The following is a 13,343-nucleotide window of genomic DNA, read 5'->3' as shown; positions in this document are numbered from 1 at the left end:
CGCCGCGTCGCTCAATACCAAACGGTCCATCACACCCAAGGCGGCCTCCCCAAAAGCAGCCTTGAATCTGATTTGCTCCTAAAAGGGAATCCCTAGAGTCCACACCACCTAGAACGCGAAAGATCGCGCATGCGTGCGCCCCCTAGATTGCGTCCCCTGTCAAAACGTGCAGAATGATGACAGGCCGCACGAGCGGCGATGTCGGGAGATCGGAACACGAAGCCCGACCTATCTGATCGCAGGAAAACCCGGGGGCAAGCTCCACTTGGAGTGGCTCGCGAATAGCGATCCAGTCAACTACCGTAACTTCATTCGATTAAATCGGATGTTGTGCGGCAGCATTGGATCGAAACATGCGAACGAAGTCTAATCTGCAATCCAAGCTCCCTGCTCCTCCCGTTCGGCCCCTGAGTCCCGACGCGCAACTGTGCGACAGGATGCAAGCTGCCGATCTGCTCGGCATCTCCTACTCATCGATCCGCAATCTAGAACGACGCGGCAAGCTCAAGGGCCGCAAGCTGACGGAAGCGAAACATTCGAGATGGATGTTCGCCGTCACTGACGTCCTCGCGCTCGCGCAAGTCAACAAGGTCAGCCGGCTGCTGCCCCATCTCGGCTCCGTCATCGTCGTGAACGGCAAGACGTACCGCGAGGTCGTGGACGAAGCGACTGTCTGAAACGCATTGACCCCACGCTGCTCGAGCGGCGTGGGGTCATTGTTGCGCGCTCAACAATATCACGAACAGGTCCCGCGAAGGCCCACGCTCATGAACGAGCGATCAGCACCAAGGAAGATCGTCGATGCCCGAAACGATATCGTCTCCGCACCGAACGAACAAGCCGCCCAAAATAGCGCTGCTTGCTCCGTACATTGACAGCATCGAGGCCTCATCCACGCGCAGATTTCATCCCGCGTTGATCCGCGCCGTTCGGGCGAACGCCGGATGTGCGTTTCCGAAGCCGATCAAGGATCGCAACAATCCGGAGGTCACCTGGGGAAATCGCCTCGTCATCAATCAGCCATCGCGCTTGTGCGAAGACATTCTCCAGCTGCACTCCGAGATCGACCCAAAATTCGCGCTATACCGCGTCCACATCGCATTCGACGTGATCCAGATATACGACGGCTGGAATTACGATGAAGTCGCCGATGCGCTGAGAACTCTGCTTCACCTGCGATATCGCAGGCTCGACGACGACGTGTTTGAATACGAGGACAGCACCTACTCGATCCGTGTCAAATTCCGGAAATCACGGCCGTATCGCAACACGTGCTTCTACAACGGCAAGCCGTCCAAGATCACGGGGGAAGAAAACGCGATCCATCTCGAAATACGACTGGAACGGAAACGCGCTGTTCAAGCCGCAGGGATCAACGAGCCGATTGACATCCTTGGGATCAAGCCCGCGGAAATCTTCTCGCAATTCCTGATCGCGAAAAATCACCGGCCTGTCCTAGAGGAAATCACCAAAACAGGGATCAAGCTCACATGCGAAGATTATCCAAGCGAAGACCCGGTTCACATTGAGAGGCGCATTCGCGCGATCAACAGACGGCTTGATCTGCATCATGTTTCGATGTTCGCAGGATACCACAAAAACGTCTTCAATCGGCTTGAACGTTGGGATTGCGTGGACATCGAGGGAGACTGGAATTGGGCATCTCCTGACGTTGTGTGTGATCAGGATGTGCGAGAATTGCGTTCTTTGTTACCCCCTCAAGCTCCCAAGCCAAAAATCCAGCGTGAAAGACTGTGAACGGATGGGGAAAACCGCCCCCAATCCGTCTAACGTGGGAATGCCGCCTCTTGCAACCTGTACTATGTTGCGCCCGCGTGCGAGTCGGGAGGCACGCACCGGATGGCAAAAACGCGAAATATGTCCGACGCCGAGGTCGGCTTAATACGTGCCATGCTCGCCAAGGGCATGAAGAACGATCAGGTGCATTTCTATTTCAATCGCGCTGATCGCTTGATCAGCTCGGGGCGCATCACGCAGATCAAAGATGGAAGCTACGCCAAGGACGTTCCTGCGGCGAACGATGACGAAGTCACTGCGTTCATCGCCAAGTGGACCGCGGAACACGCTGCGATCTATCCCAAGGGTCCGCAGTCGCCGACTGACATCGAGGTCATCGAAGCTCTATTTGAAAAGCGCAAGAGCACTTGGCACGTGCGCAACGGCGAGACGGATGTAGTCGAGTGCAAGCTCAATTATGCGGTCAGCGCTAAGATCCTCCGAGCCGTTGCCGGCCTCGCGAACAACAAGGGCGGCCACATCCTGTTCGGCATCAGAGACGGAGCCCAAGTTGTTGACGGGATGTCCGACGACAAGTTCGAAACGCTCGATCCAGCACTGCTGAATTCGCATCTGGTCAGTTTCCTCGATCCCGTTCCTCGAGTCGCCCGCGTTCCCCACAAGATCGGAGGCAAGAAGATCGGTGTCCTCCATGTCGAAAAGCACGAACGAGCGCCGATCATCGTTCTGAAGGGCATGGGAAATGACCTCCGTGAAGGAGCGATCTATTTCCGCTATGTCGGCGAGACGCGGCAGATCAAGCCGGGAGAACTCAGGGCCATCATCGAAGCCCGCGAGGCTCGTGCCGTTGCAGAGTTCAGCAGGCGCATGAACCGCGTGGCTTCCGGCGCCGAAGCAACCATTGACCTCGATACAGGCGAGGTTTCCGGCAGGACAGGAAACTTCGTCATAGACAAGGATTTGCTGTCCTCGATCCAATTCGTCCGCGAGGGGGATTTTACGCAAATAAAGGGCGCACCCGCGCTACGGCTCGTTGGCGACGTGCAACCTGTCTCCGCTGCGGACAGAGACACAATCCACGTCATAAGAGATAACATCACTCCCCATGCAGTCGTCGAAAACTTCCTCCTTGGAAACAAAGTCGATAAGCCCCTCGCCTATTTGCATGCACAAACGTTCTATCCACGGAAATGGATGCCGATTTGGCATTACGTGCATCAGCTATCCATGAGCATCGATGATTTGGTCGAGGACCTGCGCCGCCTGACGGGTTGCATGCCTTCGATCCGTGACGCAGTCGTTCAACGGCTCCGGGGCACGCAGTCCGCCTATAAGCTGTACACCGGGAAGCCGAAGAAGATGTTAGCCGATTTCCGAGCTGGAAAGCCCATCATTCCGAAAGATGATGCCGAACTGAGCGCATTTGCATTTGCGCTTCACGGCTTACCCAACGACTTCGAGAAGATCGCTGACGTTCGTCCGCTTGTGCTCAATTGTCTACAGCAAGACACGGAAGGCAAACATCGGTCGCAGATTTATCGAGCCGCGTGCCGAGTGGATGAGATCATGCACCATCAACGGAAAGACGTTTTCGCTTAGCGAGATGCGCTCATCAGGGCAAAAAACCCCCGCCGTGGGCGGCACGGCGAGGGCTCCATGGATGGATGAAGTGAGGCTGGGTTGGAGCCAGGTGTCACCGCAAGGACCCATGACCGGTGATGGCAAGACATCGAAGTCGTTTATTGGCTGAGCTTATCGCCTTCCAGTACATCCGTGGTAAGGCGCTGCCCAACCTCAGACCATCGAGAGATTGCTCGCGCTGGCTTTGCCAGTCTTCCGGTCATTCGCGATTTCGAATGTAACCGCTTGACCCTCGGCCAAGCCGGAAAGGCCGGCACGCTCGACGGCGCTGATGTGCACAAACACATCCTTGCTGCCGTCGTTCGGCTGGATAAATCCGAAGCCCTTCTGGCCGTTGAACCACTTTACAGTACCTGTCGTCATTTTCTTCTCCAAAGCGCGCATGCGCGTCATCGCGCGGCTGTCGCGCGAACCATTTCAACTTCGACGATGACTTTGGAAAAGGAGCCCGCGGGCGCAATCAACAAGGCACAGCGGCTGATCGAACAATGCAAAGGTAAACTCTTCTGACTGATTTGCAAGAGGCAAAGTTGCGTGTGGCGTAATTTAGGTTTCGGGCTCATAAGGAGTGATGCCATCACACCATCGAACATGTCAGTGCGGCGCTGTCTATGACCGGACCGAAGCCATGGCTCCGGAGCGTCAGATTAATAGCTTTGAATGCTCCCTGTGCGGCGCCACGCTGGAGAGCTGGAACTCGGCTTGGGTGCCGACGTATAAATTTCTCGCGGGTCCTGTGCGCCCCTCGGGGAATTGAGACGTACGCCTCCAGCTAGAAACAAAGCACTCTCCGTCGGATTGAACGATGATGGCAGAGTCGTTCGGCAGCAGCTTTACAATCGTCGAAGTGACTTCGGACGATCTTCCGCCCCACGCGCCAAAACATCAAGTTTGGGTCGCGCTCGCTAAGCCAAGTCAAGCTCTGACGCTGGTACTGGCTGCAGTTCCAGAGGGCTGGACGGCCGAGATCTTAGAAATTCCATTGACGGGCGAGCAGCAGCGGATGTTCGAGGAACTCAACCTGCAGCCGGGCGATGTCCACAGATTGACGAAGTAGCGACTTGGCAATCAGCACTGGCTAGCGGCCCCAGCATAGATGATTACCTCCGAAACGGGGTGAGAGATCGTCCGAACGGCCGGAATGCCGCTCCAACCGCAGCAGAACCCCAGCACGGGACGTCCCAGAGACGAGGAAATCCCCCGCAATCCGTACGACGCCTAGTCACCCGTCAGATCAGCGCCTAACGTGCCCTCCCCTCGCAACATCGAACCGAGGGAAATCCATCATGCTGGATCAGAACAACGGATACGAATTCGCAGGCCCAGGACGAAAGCGGCGTGAAAGACTCGCGCTCGCGAATATCGAGCAGTCATTCACACCGAGAACGATCAAGCAGAAGACCGTGTCAAAATCCCTATCCGAAAGAACCCCGAAAAGGGAAACGAGGGATATCACGGAGCGAGGCTTGAAATCGAAAATCCGTCTCCTCACGCTCCAGACCGAAACCTTCAAGGAAGTGTGCGACGAATTGAGACGCGCCAACATCTCGGCCAGCGGCATTCTCGTCAGTAACCAACGTACCGCCATGCGCGAGATCATTGCGCTCCTGACCGCGGAAGGCCTGATCGATGAACAGCGGCTTGAACACTATCGGCGTCAATATAAGCGTGATCGGAAAGGATGAGCGCCCTACCCTAGTCTCGTCCTGATCAAGATGCAGTGTCAGCAGCAGGATCGAATACATCCGATTTGTCGTGGGACACGCGTATTCACCGCTGTGTTTACTTAGTGCTGAACACCCGAAATCATCGAGTGAGCGCGGAGTTATTGTCCCCTGAGACAATTTTTCAGAGGGAATAACACGTCACATCAACCTGTTAACGTATCTGGCTTGACAAAGTACCGGACAGATAGAGTGATTGCCCGTCCCAATAACGCGAAGTATTCGTTCGCGTGTCGCAGACAGATCGCGAGAAATGCACGGGACGATCAAAAAGCCATCCAAAACACGCTCCGCAATCACCAATGGCACTCGCCTATTCTCGGAGCGTCTCGATTTGCGAACGCCGCGCGGCAAGCGCTTCCGTGATCTCGTTGATGCGTACACGGAAGCGCTAGGCCGTCCATCCCAGATCACCGAGACCGAGCGTGCATTCGTTCGGCGTGTCGCATTCATGCAGTGCCAGCTTGAGGACATGGAGCTGGACTACATGAAGACTGGCGTGTGTGGGCATGAAGAGCGGCTTGAATATCAGCGTCTCGCGAACTCGCAGTCTCGCCTCATGAAGAAGATCGGCCTGCTCAGCGCCACACCGGGCAAGCGTGATGATGACGACGACGAGCTAGACCCATTGGAATATGCGCGGCGTGGTGGCTCTCGTCATTCACGTGAACGATTGGAATAGCGAGGCCTCATGAAGCGGCGCCTGGTACGGGAAAGACTGGAAGACCCCAAACCCGCACCACGCTCCAAGCTTCGACCTCCCGAACATCGCCTCACGCTGCTAGATGCTGTTCGCGATCCTCAGATATTCCTCCCCTCGTTCGCAGACCCGGACGATTGGGAAGTGTGGTGGGCATTCATAGCAGCGTGCTTTGCCTATGACATGACGCCCGAGCAGCTAGCGCTGTTCGAGAAATGCACAGGCCGCAAAGTTCCTCCCGCGCATCAAGTGAAAGAAGCGTGGCTCGTGGTCGGACGTCGCGGCGGCAAGTCCAGAGTGTTGGCGTTGATCGCAGTGTGGCTCGCTTGCTTCTTCAATTACAAGCCGTTCATCGCACGTGGGCAGCGTGCTGTCGTCCAGGTGATGGCCGCAGACCGCGAGCAGTGCCAAGAGATCATGAACTACGTTAAAGGGTTCCTCTCCGAGTCGAAGATGTTGAGACGGCTCGTCGAGAGTTCGACCGCGAAATGGGTGCGATTGACGAACTCGATCTCAATCGAAGTCACGACCGCAAGCTATAAGACATCCCGCGGTCGAACCGTGGTTTGTCTTTTGGCGGACGAGCTGGCGTTCTGGTCGAGTGATGATACCAGCTCCAATCCCGATACCGAGGTGATCGCAGCCGCTCGACCTTCGATGTTGACGATCCCCAATTCAATGATGCTCTGCGCCTCGTCTCCTCATAGTCGGAGAGGAGCACTGTGGCAGGCATACAAGAAGCATTATGGGCAGGAGTCGGACCGCATCCTCGTATGGCAGGCTGACACGCTGACCATGCGCCCGCACGCGCCCGACTACATCCGCGCGGAGATCGATCAGGCCTATCAGGATGATCCGGCTCAGGCATCCGCGAATTTCGGCGGGTTGTTCCGGACAGACCTCGAACAACTACTGTCGATTGAAGCGCTCGATGCAGTGACGAGCGACGAGCGTGAACGTCCCTACATGCCGCAATTCAATTACTCGGCGTTCTGCGATCCGAGTGGCGGCGGCTCTGACTCATTCACTCTTGCAATCGGCCATCGCGAAAACGGCGTGGCCGTCCTCGACCTAGTTAGGGAAAAGCGGCCGCCCTTCTCGCCGGAGGAAGTCGTTGCCGAGTACGCCGCCGAACTCAAGAGCTACGGAATTTCGTCCGTCAAAGCAGACCGGTACGCGCTTGAGTGGGTGAGAGAGGCATTCAAGAAACAAGGGATCACGCTCGAACATAGCGAGAAGTCGAAGTCCGAGATTTATCGCGAGCTACTGCCCCTGATCAACAGCAAGAAATGCGAACTGCTGGATCACCAGCGTCTCCACCAACAACTGCTCGCTCTTGAACGGCGCACGTCACGCTCGGGTCGCGAGCAAATTGACCACCCGATCAATGGAAAAGATGACCTCGCCAATGCGGCCGCAGGTTGTTTGGTCTGCATGAGCACACGTCGTTACAGGTACGTGGCTGATTTGAGTTGGGTCGGAGGACCATCGGAACGCAGCTACGCTGCAGAGAGATTAAGCACCATCATGGCAATGAAAGGCCGCTAAACATGACTACCACGCACGACCACGAAATCGTCGACCGCAATGGCCGGACTGTGCGACGTCCGAACGATATTCTCCAAGACGGCGACAGCATTCGGACCCAGCTGAAATTTATGGACCACGGCGATCCGGCTTTAATGGCGGCCATGGCGGCGGCACAGTCCGCGAGGCGGATCGAGCAGTTCGACGCCAAGAATGCCTTCCCCGGCTTGGAACTGGACCACAAGCAGGCGGCGCTGCTCGATGCTGCGAAACTCACTCCGAACCAGATGACCTTATTCAAGGATCATGTGACTCGGAAGGGCTTCAGACAAGCACTCGATCTCGCAAAGAGGAACGTCGTCAGCATCACCCGCACCGACTCAACGGTTGGCTATGCTCTGGCCGATCCTCAGTTGCAGGCCCAGGTCGACGGCTTGCCTCCGGATCAGCGCAAGGTGTTCGCCGACGCCTTCTATGGGCATCACGACAAGCAGCTGACCTTCGACGAGGCAATGGCGCTAGCCAAAGGCTCCGCGCCGCAGGCTGCGGCCTATCGACCGGGTTACGGCGTCACGGACGCTTCTGTGAACACGGAGCGAGCGCGGCTCGTTGAACAGCGTGACGCGGCTCTGGCGAACGCCTGGCGGAAGCCGACTCCGGTGATCGATCAGCAGGCATCGCAATGGCATGACACGCCGCAGCGCCCTCAGTCGCGCGATACGCGTCCCGGCAGTTTCACGCACGATGAACTGATTACGCGGAGAGACAAACGCCTTGAGGAGGCTTTCAAGCAGTGAAGCAACACGAGGCTCGTCACATCGACGGGCATCAACTACATGGAAGGTGACCAATGCGAAACGAATTACCACCACGGGTGCAGGCCAAGCTCGCAACGTTGAAGGATGCCGAGCAGCAGGCCTTGACCTTGATGACGTACAATCAGCGAGCAATATCGGAAACCGAGAGCTCGCTCGCCACAGCGCCACGCGACAGAATACCTGTCATCGAGCGCGAGATCGCCCGGATACGGGCATTGCAACCCGGCTATCAGGATCGCCACAGGACACTCGCAGACCTCAATGCCAAGGTCGCACGATATCTTGCGCAATTGCCCGCCAACGTCGAGCTTGAAGATGCTCGGCCGATCAAATCGAAAACCAAGACGGACGAGAGCCATCTGCAAGCTGTGCAGCGTCTGCGCGGCCGGATCATGGAGTTGATCTCCGAGCGTGGTCGTGTCGAGCGTGCATCGCCGACAGTTAGAGAAATGAAGCGACAGGCCAAGCTCTATGTTCAGTCGCTCGCTTCGGATGGAACGCCGCTGCTCATCATCGAGCACGGCAAATTCAAGCTCTCATTCGGAGAGAACAGGTTGATTTCTCCCGAAGCTATATTGGCATGGATCAATCCGACCCTGCTGCAGGATCGGCTTGAAGCGATGATCGATGAGATGCCGCAGTCCGGCCGGCAGATGGATGCCGATGAGCGTAGAACGCGTCTCGACGAGATCAAGACCGAATTGTTTGAAGCCGAGAGATACGAGTGCGCTCACATCGATGCCGCAGCTAAAGAGGGCACCATCATCGAGCATCGGGCGAATACGGACATCAAGGCCCTGCTCGGACTCGTGGTGTCACGCTCCAACGCGAACGCAGCATGATCTTCTTCCCTCCGCGCGCCTTGAGTCGACCGCGCGGAGGCTTCGCCGGATCGCTTCTGATTACCTTCACGATCCGGCCGGGCCACTGCGCAGGTGCCCGTAGATAACGGCGTAGAGCCCACGGCCGGCTTCTCACCGGCGCGGCGGGCAGGCTCCGCCGTCGTTTGTCGATCCCCAGCATGGACGGCGGCGGAGCCTTACAAAGTTTCCGGTCGCTTCGGTCACGACCGGATGATCGCGGAGCTTGACCCGCGATCAGGCCCGCCCCCGTATCGTCGTAACCTTCCTGCGAGCGGGGGCGGGCTCTCAGTCCGTACTCTTCAATAGTTTCTGCACAGCGTCATGCGTGGCTAGCCGCTCTATCAACCAATTCTCGACGATCGGAATGTGCTCCTCGCTAAAATGCCACGAGATCAGCTTCGTCAGGATGTCGCCAATGTCTTCGCCTGCGGCGACGCAATGGCTCCAGCATCCGTCCAGGGTCGGCGCATCATACGGATCGCATAAACCCGAGGCATCGAGTAGATAGGGAATGGATGGCTCGTCTTCAGTGCCCATGTTCCCTACTCCGCAGGTTCAAGCTGAGCAGTGTCGACCTCTAGACGCTCGCGAGCCAAGCTGCTCTTGGCCGATCTTTTTCGAACGTGTTCCTTGAGGTTGGCCACCACCTCCGACCAGCTATCGGCGACGGCTGATGCCGCAACAATCAATCTCAGAATTTGGTCCTCCAGCAGAAACGAAAGCTCATCTTCGGAGCATCGATCACCTACCTTCGCTCGCGCTCGTTGTGTTCGCTCGACGAAATCAGACGCCCATCTATTGACCTGTCTGGACAGGTCGCCATTCCGCTCGTCTTCGTCTATGTCACGCTGTTCCCGCTCGTGGATCATCTCTTGAAGCTTTTTGACGGGCCAATTCATCTTCGCGGCCCTAGTCAGAAACTTCGCTTGGTCTTGGGGATCAAGAGGAGCGACAGCAACATGATGGCTGTAGCTGAGCTTCTCATTACGTAATGAGTGATCAACATGACGGGAAACCCATGCGAGGTTCATCAAGCTGTCGAAAGTATATCCAATCCTGTCGGCGACCTTGTTCAAGGCGTCTTTCTTCAGCTTGAAACGATGCTCACCGAATGCGATCCAATCGCCAAGCGCCCATTGCATCCCGCTGTTGAGCTTTCCGAGCTTTTCTCCGATCTGCTCCCATTGATCGCGCTTGATGTCGGACGAGATGATTAGCCCTACCGATGCGATCTGCACATCGTGCGGCAAAGATTGCTCGAGCGGCTTAGCACCTTGATCAAGGGCTCCTAACTCAACGCCCTCGAACTCTTTTTTGTATCGATTTAGTCTGGAAAGACGTTGCACCATAGCGAACTCCACGCATGTTGAGGGGTCCGTCTGCTGATGATCTGAAAATAGGAGCCGAACCCCGTTTAGGGTTTCTGTTCCCCCTCGCTTCTACTCGAGGGGCGCTCCATCGCCGTTGCTGCTAATCCCGCTCTTGGTGAAGGCCGTTGGACGCGCTGCGCCAGCCCAGAACTCGGGATCACGGGGGTGCTAGACGATGTGATTGCGCACATCGCTAACCGCGAACGTGCCGAGTTCGATGCAAGACTGCCCGGCTACCTCCGCGACAACGGCAATGCTCTCGCGGTTGCCGTCGGGACGACTCTGCCGCGAGACTAAAACGTCGTCAATCGTTCAAGCCGTTTTAACCTTAACTTGGGGCGCGCTTAGATGACGAAAAGTGCGATGACAGCGAGGATCGTCAGCGTGAGCGACACGCATGCTGCAATCGTGATCCAATCGTGCCTCTCGACCATGTCGGAGACGTTGGCCCTGCACGTCGGATCGGGCTTGACCGAAGTCAAAGGAACTTCGTTCTCGGTCGGAGAACTACGGGCCGCCGCACTTTGCGCCGGAACAAAGCGTGATCAACCGTTACTCTATTTGAACTCAATATCCGCAAGGCAAAAGCGAGAAGTGCCCTATTTGCAGGGCTAACTTCAACTCCGCATTGTCTCCGATTGCGACAGTCTTAAACGGCAAGGTTGATGCGAAAGGCTGGTTAATCGGGGCTAACCATTTTGGCAAGAGCGCGTCAGCGCGGATCCGCCGGCGCGGGCCACGGTTTCGCCTCCCAGATCGTGGTCCATTCCTGACCCGCGCCGCACGCAGGCGCGCTGACCTCGACGCGAACCACGACAAAGCTTTCGCGATTGGTCACGTCTAGCCGATAGACATGCCGCAGGTGTGGGCTGGGACACAGGTCCGATCCGGTTTCGGCCTGAAACAAGCCGGCCTCCTCCCTCCATGTGATGAAACCCGGAGTGTCCGTCGTACCGAAGCCGTTCAGCGCGACGTACGGAAATTCCATCGGCTTTGGTCTGCTGACGTCGGAAAGATCGAACGCGCGATGCGATCCGGTCACGGAAAGCCGACAGAACATCAGCGCGAGACGGTGCCCGGCCACTTTCATGAAGCGAACCGGCAACTTTTCGATGTCATCACTGTATTTGCAGCCGGATTGCTCGGCCGCAAGCGCGAGCATCCTTGGCACCAAGGCCGGATCGGAAATTTCAAAGTCCGTGCGTCCATTGGCAAGGCTGCTCCATTCGCGAAGCGCCTCGCGGCGTGCATTGATGCTCGCAGTTTCGTCGCCGCGCGCGACCGACACGAGCGGCGGACCGGCCGTGAGAAGACCTCCGAGCAGCACCTTGATCAATCCAGCGATCAGCCGCGCGCTCACGGTTCCCATCCCCGGCCACGCAGCCAGACCTCGCGGCAGGTAACCAGCATGCCGAGCAGTCCGTTCTTGAGGAAAAACAGATAGAGCGCGAACAGCAGCACGAAGCTGGGCCGATCGTCGCCCCAGGAAACGAACTCAGGTTGGTCGTGTGTCTTCCGGGACAGCACCGCCAACTGTCCGGTCTCGGCCCATTGGTAGAGTCGTGCGGCGCTGAAGTACGTCACCAGGCTGCAAAAGACGCCAATCAGAACGGTCGCGGCATGTTTGCGCATGCCGTGTTTTGCCTTGTCGCCTCCTAAGAGCGATGAAACCGCAGACGGCAAACGTCGTTAACCGCATCAATATGTCATTAACGCCTTTCGGCGAGGCCAGCCGACGCTGGCGGTAGTCGACGCTCCCGGGACGCCCTTAATGCTCCACCCGGTAGAGCCGCCATCGCTCCGGCACGCCTTTGAGCTGGTGCGCGCCGCGGTCCTTGAAGCGGATTTCGGACTTTGACATCAGGTCCTTGACCGCGCTCGAGACCAGCACTTCGCCGGCCCGCGCTTTCGCCGCGACGCGCGCGCCGATGTGAAACGCAAGCCCGATCACCTCCGCGCCACTCACCTTGTATTCGCCCGCGTGCAGTCCGACCCTGATCTCCAGCCCCAGCGTGCGCACGGACTCGCGGATCGCGGTCGCGCAACGGATCCCGGCTGCCGGCGCGCGGAACGTCGCCAGCAACCCGTCGCCCGTCGTCACGACTTCCTTCCCCCGCAAGGCCTTCAGCTCCCTGCGCACAGCGACATAGTAGTGGTTCATCACCGTCGCCCAGCGCGTGTCGCCGAGCCGCGCGGCCTTTTCGGTGGATCGGACGATATCGACATAGAGGATCGTGGCGAGCGCCTGCTTGAGCTGCGAGTCCCGGTCGGTGGTTCGCCGCCGGTTCGCGATATTTCCAGCCAGAGGCTCATAGCGATGGCTGCGTCGCCGCGCGATTGCGGCCTTGGTGTAGTCCTGGGCGCGCTGCACCGTGCGGCAGCGAATGGTTTTTTCCTGCGGTGGAAACGTCCAGTGGACCTTTCGCCTGTCGCCCGCGCCATCAACCTGCACGGCGCCCCATTTCAGGAAAACCGTCGAGCCGGCCCGTCGAATGCACCATGCCTTCGACGTGTATCCGGAAACGTTCGACTGATGGACTCCGATGCGAAGGAATTTTGGCATGAGCGTCCGGCCGATCGAAGGAACGTTTGGCAGCCTACCCAGGGTAAAGCGTAGCCATACATTCCCGCGTTGGCAACGTTGCAGGTTTGCGGTGTCAGTAGCTCGTGATCTGTCGCCTGTTTGTAGCTCGTGAAGTGTCGTGTTTTCGGTGCTCCGGAACAAGGGGGGCGCGATGGGCACGGCATCCATTCACGAGGGTGTACGACGGATGCGGTTTTCAGATTTGCTGGATCGGACGGAGGCGAAGGAACTGACGCAGGAGGCAGCTTCGGAGGTTCTTGGGATCAGTGTTCGGACGTTTCAACGCTGGGCGGAGCGCTATGAGGCGGAGGGCGACGACGGGCTTGTCGACCGCCGGCTGGGGCGTCGTTCGCCACGG

16 protein-coding genes are annotated in these 13,343 nt (G+C 57.7%); 10 read left to right on the top strand and 6 right to left on the bottom strand.

Annotation, left to right across the window (positions count from 1 at the left end; genetic code table 11):
* Positions 1-437 precede the first annotated feature (437 nt).
* From ACZBJS_RS40625 to ACZBJS_RS40615, 3 genes are all read left to right on the top strand, one after another.
* A complete protein-coding gene (locus ACZBJS_RS40625) occupies positions 438-677 on the top strand; it encodes a helix-turn-helix domain-containing protein (RefSeq protein ID WP_463440184.1) in 240 nt (79 codons plus the stop codon).
* A 124-nt stretch (positions 678-801) separates the two neighbouring features.
* Complete coding sequence (locus ACZBJS_RS40620) at positions 802-1,758, top strand: hypothetical protein (RefSeq protein WP_463440183.1); 957 nt, start codon at positions 802-804, stop codon at positions 1,756-1,758.
* Positions 1,759-1,860: 102 nt separating this feature from the next.
* Positions 1,861-3,357, top strand: coding sequence for an AlbA family DNA-binding domain-containing protein (locus ACZBJS_RS40615; protein ID WP_463440182.1), 1,497 nt, complete (start codon positions 1,861-1,863; stop codon positions 3,355-3,357).
* A 195-nt stretch (positions 3,358-3,552) separates the two neighbouring features.
* On the opposite strand, the gene ACZBJS_RS40610 is transcribed toward ACZBJS_RS40615, so the two are convergent.
* On the bottom strand, positions 3,553-3,762 hold the full coding sequence (locus ACZBJS_RS40610; RefSeq protein WP_092084843.1) for a cold-shock protein: 210 nt from the start codon (positions 3,760-3,762) through the stop codon (positions 3,553-3,555).
* A 442-nt stretch (positions 3,763-4,204) separates the two neighbouring features.
* Here ACZBJS_RS40610 and ACZBJS_RS40605 point away from each other — a divergent pair, with 442 nt between their 5' ends.
* The 6 genes from ACZBJS_RS40605 to ACZBJS_RS40580 all read left to right on the top strand — a co-directional run bounded on the left by ACZBJS_RS40605 (position 4,205) and on the right by ACZBJS_RS40580 (position 9,010).
* Positions 4,205-4,456, top strand: coding sequence for a hypothetical protein (locus ACZBJS_RS40605; protein WP_463440181.1), 252 nt, complete (start codon positions 4,205-4,207; stop codon positions 4,454-4,456).
* Positions 4,457-4,685: 229 nt separating this feature from the next.
* Positions 4,686-5,084 carry a hypothetical protein gene (locus ACZBJS_RS40600; RefSeq protein WP_092090569.1) on the top strand — a complete coding sequence of 133 codons (399 nt, stop codon included), beginning with the start codon at positions 4,686-4,688 and terminating at the stop codon, positions 5,082-5,084.
* A 292-nt stretch (positions 5,085-5,376) separates the two neighbouring features.
* Positions 5,377-5,805, top strand: coding sequence for a hypothetical protein (locus ACZBJS_RS40595; RefSeq protein ID WP_463440180.1), 429 nt, complete (start codon positions 5,377-5,379; stop codon positions 5,803-5,805).
* 9 nt (positions 5,806-5,814) lie between these two features.
* Positions 5,815-7,371 carry a terminase large subunit domain-containing protein gene (locus ACZBJS_RS40590; RefSeq protein WP_463440179.1) on the top strand — a complete coding sequence of 519 codons (1,557 nt, stop codon included), beginning with the start codon at positions 5,815-5,817 and terminating at the stop codon, positions 7,369-7,371.
* Between the two features lie 2 nt (positions 7,372-7,373).
* On the top strand, positions 7,374-8,147 hold the full coding sequence (locus ACZBJS_RS40585; protein ID WP_463440178.1) for a hypothetical protein: 774 nt from the start codon (positions 7,374-7,376) through the stop codon (positions 8,145-8,147).
* A gap of 53 nt (positions 8,148-8,200) precedes the next feature.
* Positions 8,201-9,010 (top strand): hypothetical protein, encoded by an 810-nt coding sequence (locus tag ACZBJS_RS40580; protein ID WP_463440177.1) that lies wholly within the window; start codon positions 8,201-8,203, stop codon positions 9,008-9,010.
* Positions 9,011-9,316: 306 nt separating this feature from the next.
* On the opposite strand, the gene ACZBJS_RS40575 is transcribed toward ACZBJS_RS40580, so the two are convergent.
* The 5 genes from ACZBJS_RS40575 to ACZBJS_RS40555 form a co-directional block, all read right to left on the bottom strand.
* Positions 9,317-9,568 carry a hypothetical protein gene (locus ACZBJS_RS40575; protein WP_463440176.1) on the bottom strand — a complete coding sequence of 84 codons (252 nt, stop codon included), beginning with the start codon at positions 9,566-9,568 and terminating at the stop codon, positions 9,317-9,319.
* Positions 9,569-9,573: 5 nt separating this feature from the next.
* Positions 9,574-10,380 (bottom strand): hypothetical protein, encoded by an 807-nt coding sequence (locus tag ACZBJS_RS40570; RefSeq protein WP_463440175.1) that lies wholly within the window; start codon positions 10,378-10,380, stop codon positions 9,574-9,576.
* Between the two features lie 733 nt (positions 10,381-11,113).
* Positions 11,114-11,761, bottom strand: coding sequence for a hypothetical protein (locus ACZBJS_RS40565; protein WP_057018714.1), 648 nt, complete (start codon positions 11,759-11,761; stop codon positions 11,114-11,116).
* Complete coding sequence (locus ACZBJS_RS40560) at positions 11,758-12,033, bottom strand: hypothetical protein (RefSeq protein WP_057018715.1); 276 nt, start codon at positions 12,031-12,033, stop codon at positions 11,758-11,760. The genes ACZBJS_RS40565 and ACZBJS_RS40560 overlap by 4 nt, the downstream gene beginning before the upstream one ends.
* A gap of 136 nt (positions 12,034-12,169) precedes the next feature.
* Positions 12,170-12,964 carry an adenylate/guanylate cyclase domain-containing protein gene (locus tag ACZBJS_RS40555; RefSeq protein ID WP_057018716.1) on the bottom strand — a complete coding sequence of 265 codons (795 nt, stop codon included), beginning with the start codon at positions 12,962-12,964 and terminating at the stop codon, positions 12,170-12,172.
* Positions 12,965-13,136: 172 nt separating this feature from the next.
* Between ACZBJS_RS40555 and ACZBJS_RS40550 the strand changes: the two genes are divergently transcribed.
* A partial coding sequence (locus ACZBJS_RS40550) for a helix-turn-helix domain-containing protein (RefSeq protein WP_463440174.1) occupies positions 13,137-13,343 on the top strand: 207 nt, incomplete at its 3' end.

The organism is Bradyrhizobium sp. KZN70725, assembly GCF_055264925.1.
This window is presented reverse-complemented; position numbering and strand designations above follow the sequence as displayed.

What these genes read in the sequence shown, in the direction of transcription:
- ACZBJS_RS40605 (WP_463440181.1), top strand. Translation starts at nt 4,205, where the DNA reads ATGATGGCAGAGTCGTTCGGCAGCAGCTTTACAATCGTCGAAGTGACT.
- ACZBJS_RS40570 (WP_463440175.1), bottom strand. Translation starts at nt 10,380, where the DNA reads ATGGTGCAACGTCTTTCCAGACTAAATCGATACAAAAAAGAGTTCGAG.
- ACZBJS_RS40620 (WP_463440183.1), top strand. Translation starts at nt 802, where the DNA reads ATGCCCGAAACGATATCGTCTCCGCACCGAACGAACAAGCCGCCCAAA.
- ACZBJS_RS40555 (WP_057018716.1), bottom strand. Translation starts at nt 12,964, where the DNA reads ATGCCAAAATTCCTTCGCATCGGAGTCCATCAGTCGAACGTTTCCGGA.
- ACZBJS_RS40575 (WP_463440176.1), bottom strand. Translation starts at nt 9,568, where the DNA reads ATGGGCACTGAAGACGAGCCATCCATTCCCTATCTACTCGATGCCTCG.
- ACZBJS_RS40560 (WP_057018715.1), bottom strand. Translation starts at nt 12,033, where the DNA reads ATGCGCAAACATGCCGCGACCGTTCTGATTGGCGTCTTTTGCAGCCTG.
- ACZBJS_RS40585 (WP_463440178.1), top strand. Translation starts at nt 7,374, where the DNA reads ATGACTACCACGCACGACCACGAAATCGTCGACCGCAATGGCCGGACT.
- ACZBJS_RS40600 (WP_092090569.1), top strand. Translation starts at nt 4,686, where the DNA reads ATGCTGGATCAGAACAACGGATACGAATTCGCAGGCCCAGGACGAAAG.
- ACZBJS_RS40615 (WP_463440182.1), top strand. Translation starts at nt 1,861, where the DNA reads ATGGCAAAAACGCGAAATATGTCCGACGCCGAGGTCGGCTTAATACGT.
- ACZBJS_RS40580 (WP_463440177.1), top strand. Translation starts at nt 8,201, where the DNA reads ATGCGAAACGAATTACCACCACGGGTGCAGGCCAAGCTCGCAACGTTG.
- ACZBJS_RS40610 (WP_092084843.1), bottom strand. Translation starts at nt 3,762, where the DNA reads ATGACGACAGGTACTGTAAAGTGGTTCAACGGCCAGAAGGGCTTCGGA.
- ACZBJS_RS40590 (WP_463440179.1), top strand. Translation starts at nt 5,815, where the DNA reads ATGAAGCGGCGCCTGGTACGGGAAAGACTGGAAGACCCCAAACCCGCA.
- ACZBJS_RS40595 (WP_463440180.1), top strand. Translation starts at nt 5,377, where the DNA reads ATGCACGGGACGATCAAAAAGCCATCCAAAACACGCTCCGCAATCACC.
- ACZBJS_RS40625 (WP_463440184.1), top strand. Translation starts at nt 438, where the DNA reads ATGCAAGCTGCCGATCTGCTCGGCATCTCCTACTCATCGATCCGCAAT.